General features: G+C 50.4%; 5 protein-coding genes. 3 read left to right on the top strand and 2 right to left on the bottom strand.

Annotated elements, in window-relative coordinates:
* Both ACESLU_RS12550 and ACESLU_RS12545 read right to left on the bottom strand, forming a co-directional pair.
* Nucleotides 1-694: FAD-dependent oxidoreductase (locus tag ACESLU_RS12550; RefSeq protein WP_372638984.1), on the bottom strand; the 694-nt coding region annotated here is incomplete at its 3' end.
* Entirely contained in the window at nucleotides 684-1040 is a 357-nt protein-coding gene (locus ACESLU_RS12545) for a hypothetical protein (protein ID WP_372638983.1), read from the bottom strand. The genes ACESLU_RS12550 and ACESLU_RS12545, both read right to left, overlap by 11 nt.
* 135 nt (nucleotides 1041-1175) lie before the next feature.
* Between ACESLU_RS12545 and ACESLU_RS12540 the strand changes: the two genes are divergently transcribed.
* The 3 genes from ACESLU_RS12540 to ACESLU_RS12530 all read left to right on the top strand — a co-directional run.
* Nucleotides 1176-1490: a hypothetical protein gene (locus ACESLU_RS12540; protein ID WP_372638982.1), complete on the top strand. Its 315-nt coding sequence runs from the start codon at nucleotides 1176-1178 to the stop codon at nucleotides 1488-1490.
* Between the two features lie 119 nt (nucleotides 1491-1609).
* Entirely contained in the window at nucleotides 1610-2113 is a 504-nt protein-coding gene (locus ACESLU_RS12535; protein ID WP_372638981.1) for a hypothetical protein, read from the top strand.
* Nucleotides 2114-2323: 210 nt separating this feature from the next.
* Nucleotides 2324-3966: TonB-dependent receptor (locus ACESLU_RS12530; RefSeq protein ID WP_372638980.1), on the top strand; the 1643-nt coding region annotated here is incomplete at its 3' end.

The following is a 3966-nucleotide window of genomic DNA, read 5'->3' as shown; positions in this document are numbered from 1 at the left end:
CCTCTTGTTCCAGTACCCTCTGAAGCATTTGTGCCAGCTCCGGATCGTCATTCGTCATGATACGACCGGCCATGTCAAGCACCGTAACATGTGATCCCAGGCGATTCAGGGCCTGACCCATCTCAATGCCGATCGGACCCGCTCCGATGATGATCAGGGCTTCCGGAAGCTGTTCAATCTCAAAGAGTGCTTCGCTGGTTACGTACGGAACTTTTTGAATCCCTTCAAGAGGAGGTACAAAAGGGGAACTGCCGGCACAGATAAAAAAGTAACGGGCGGATACTTCGCGACGGCTTCCGTCCTCGCCTTCGATAGCAACCGTGTGTTCATCCAGAAAACGGGCGTCCCCGTAGACTACTTCAATGCCCATTTCCTCATAAATTTCCGGGCGATCGGCCTCTGCATATATCTCCTCTCGCTTTTTATGCACATGCTCAATAACCTTTTTAAAATCAATACCAGGATCCTGATTCATTAACCCGTATTTTGCGGCCTCTCTTATTTGGCTGGCCACTTTCCCCGCTTTGAGCAGCGTTTTGCTCGGCACACAACCGGTCCACGTACAGTCGCCGCCCAGCCGGTCTTTTTCAATCATCATCGTCCGCGCCCCGAAATTGGCAGCCAACCCCGAAGCCGTGAGTCCCGCTGACCCGCCCCCGATTACAATCGCATCAAAATCGTAATTACTCTTCATCTGTAGAAGTGATGTTATCTATCCGATTCATTTTCCTTCGAATGGTGTGGAAGGCAGACCAGGCGCCGTAGCCAACCATGGCCACTACGGCCGCGTAAACCCACCAGGGTACATTTCTGCCAACAATCATAAGGTAAATATATGCTGAAATAAAGCATCCCGTGGCAGCAAAGGCCGGTAAGATAATCGACTTATCTTCTCGATAATTTCGAATCAACCATGCTACTGACAAGGTAAAAAAAGGAATGGCTCCTATATAAATGCTTCCGAAAATGACAGGGTTGACGCCATACTGCTCTCCCAATCCTAAAAACAAGATTTTTATCTGTTCGAACATTTCAGTCATAAGAAATAGTTAGAATGTTGCAATATAGACTCTTTATCGAACCATTACCTTACAAAAAAATATTTTTTTACGTACTTCTGTTTGGTATACATGCGTTAAAAGCATAATTTTAACATAATAAAACAATTAGATGAGATGAATCGTAGTTTAAAATCAAAAATAGGGCTGTTTTTACTGGTGCTTACCAGCATTGGGCTGACCATTTCTACGCTTCACTCGCACCATCATCTGGAGTGGAACCACTCCTCCAATTTTACCGATACCGGTCATTGTATTTCGAAAGACACGACCGTCTGCCCCATCGTCGGTTATATTTTTGAGACGGAGGTGCTTTCTGCTACTCAGTCAAGTGATATCTTTTTTAGCGTCAAAGAGATTATCACAGAAGAAAGCAACCAAATAGGTGATATCTCCTCCGTCGTAACCCGTGGACGCTCCCCCCCACTCTGATATAGATCCTTTCTCTATATATTTCACAATCTCATTTCCGCGGATCCGTGTAGGGTCAACACCGTATACTGGTATTTCCGTATCGAAACTTCATATTATTTAAATCTATTTTCAGAGCCATGAAGACTTATCAATTACTATCCAGGCGTACCCTTTTACTGTTAGCCCTTTTCAGCACCCTCCTTTTTACCGCTTGCGGCGACAATCCCGCCGGCGGCGACGACGATGAACATACCGACCCGCATGGGCTGGAACTCGTCCACAATGGCGAGGTTATTTTCGAATATGTTGAGGGTGAGGGAGTTACCGAGCATACCCCCATGCACTTTCGCGTGGGCGAGGAGTATCCATTCGAAGTACATTTTCTCGCTGAGAATGGCGACTACATCCACGTCGAGGATCTCGGCGACGGGTATTCATTAGGGTGGGTTATCGAAAACGAAAATGTATTGGACATTATACAACAGGAAGAAGACGCTGAATGGAATTTCCATTTAGCAGCGATTACCGAAGGGGAATCCAAAGTGCAATTCCGACTCATGCATGGAGACGATCATGCGGATTTCCAGACATTGCCCGTGACCAGTGAAAACGCCATCGAGTTTCATATCGATGCCGATTAAGATGGTGAGTACGAGCTCTGATCCCTGACCGCTTTGCATGAGGCGGTTGTCACAAGTCAGCATCAGCCGCTTCATGCAGTTTATTCTACCTGGTCATATTTCAGAGGTATTATTCGAATCCAACATGTATTACTGGTAATAACCTATTTCCCCACGTCCATGTACTCAAAAAAAAATTTATTACTGTCAATACTCTGTTTTGGGATGGTCTTGTCTGCAGACATAGCCTATTCGGCTCCTCCCGCAGAACCGGAACAACAGGCAGGCGCCCTTATCGGAACCGTAACGGACCGCGAGACCTCAGAACCGATCAGCTTTGCCTATCTTCATCTTGAAGAAGCGAACCGAACCATAACGGCCCACAGCGATGGTACATTCGCCTTTTCAAATATCCCTGCCGGCCGCTATACCCTGCGCACAACGCGAATTGGCTATCGAACATCCTCCCGGCCGGTTGAAATAACAGCGGGTGATACCACAGAAGTGAATATTAGCCTGAGTCCCACCGTATTCAGTTCCGGGGCGGTTGAAGTAGTGGGTACGCGGGAGGACGGCGGGGGGGCAAACCTCGAACACGCATCCAAAACGATTTCAGGTACCCAGCTGCGCCAGAACCTCGGAACTACCCTTTCTGCCACCCTGGATGAGTCGCCGGGCGTCAGTTCCCGGTCGATGGGAGCGGCACCGGCGCGACCGGTCATCCGGGGACTGGGTGGCGAGCGTGTACTTATTCTGCAGGACGGCGAACGGACCGGCGACGTCTCCTCCCAGTCGGCTGATCATGCCGTGACGATCGATCCCATGGCTGCCGAAGAGATCGAAATTGCCCGCGGTCCCGCTGCCCTGATTTACGGCTCGAACGCTATCGGCGGTGTAATCAATGTAGTGCGGAACCAGATATCCCGGAGCATGCCCGACCATATTCATGGCACCGCTACGCTTCAGGGTGAGACAGTTAACGCTGGGGGAAATGCCGCTGTGGAAGCGGGTATTCCCGTTGGAAGCTTTGCCGTGCAGGCCGATTTTAATTACCGGACAACCGGAGATACGGAGACCCCTGCCGGTACCCTTGAGAATTCAGACCTCACATCCACAAACAACGCCCTGGGTATCAGCTATATTCGTCCCTGGGGGTACCTCGGGGGCGCTACCAGCTTCTACCTGAACAACTATGGCATTCCGCCCGACCCCGAAGGGGGACATGCCAGTGGCGTGGATATCGAAATGGAAAAATACCAGCTGGAAGGAGCCTCGGAAATATACCTGTCCAACAACAGCTTCAGATCGGTCACCGCCAACATCTCCTACAAGCATTATTTTCACAAAGAAATTGAATCCGGGGGTATCACCGGTACGGAATTCGGGGTGCTCACAACCAATGCTTCAGTGAAAGCGCATCACCCGGAACTCGGCGTGTTTTCCAAAGGCACCATGGGAGTTTGGGCCGAGACTAAAGACTACGCCGTAAGCGGGGCCCGCACCCCCGATTCGGATGCGCATAGCTTTTCCGCTTTTATCGTAGAGGAAGCCGAGTGGGGCGAGTTACACCTGGAAGGGGGACTGCGATACGACTTCAATCGCACAGTTCCCGCTGAAGAGGATCCCGACTCGGATATTGGGCATATCCGCAACCGTACCTTCCAGGCTCTCGCCAGCTCCCTGTCTGCTATTTATCACTTTGGCCACGGCTATTACTTGGGAAGCACTTTCATGCATTCCTACCGCCCGCCCTCCCAGGAAGAACTCTACTCGGAGGGACCGCACCTTGCGTCCTACTCCTACGAAATAGGAAACCCGGATCTCGAACCCGAGCGCGGGCTGGGCAAGGAGCTCTTTATGCGATATCGCGGGGA

The organism is Fodinibius sp., assembly GCF_041642155.1.
Classification (GTDB): Bacteria; Bacteroidota; Rhodothermia; order Balneolales; family Balneolaceae; genus Fodinibius.
This window is presented reverse-complemented; position numbering and strand designations above follow the sequence as displayed.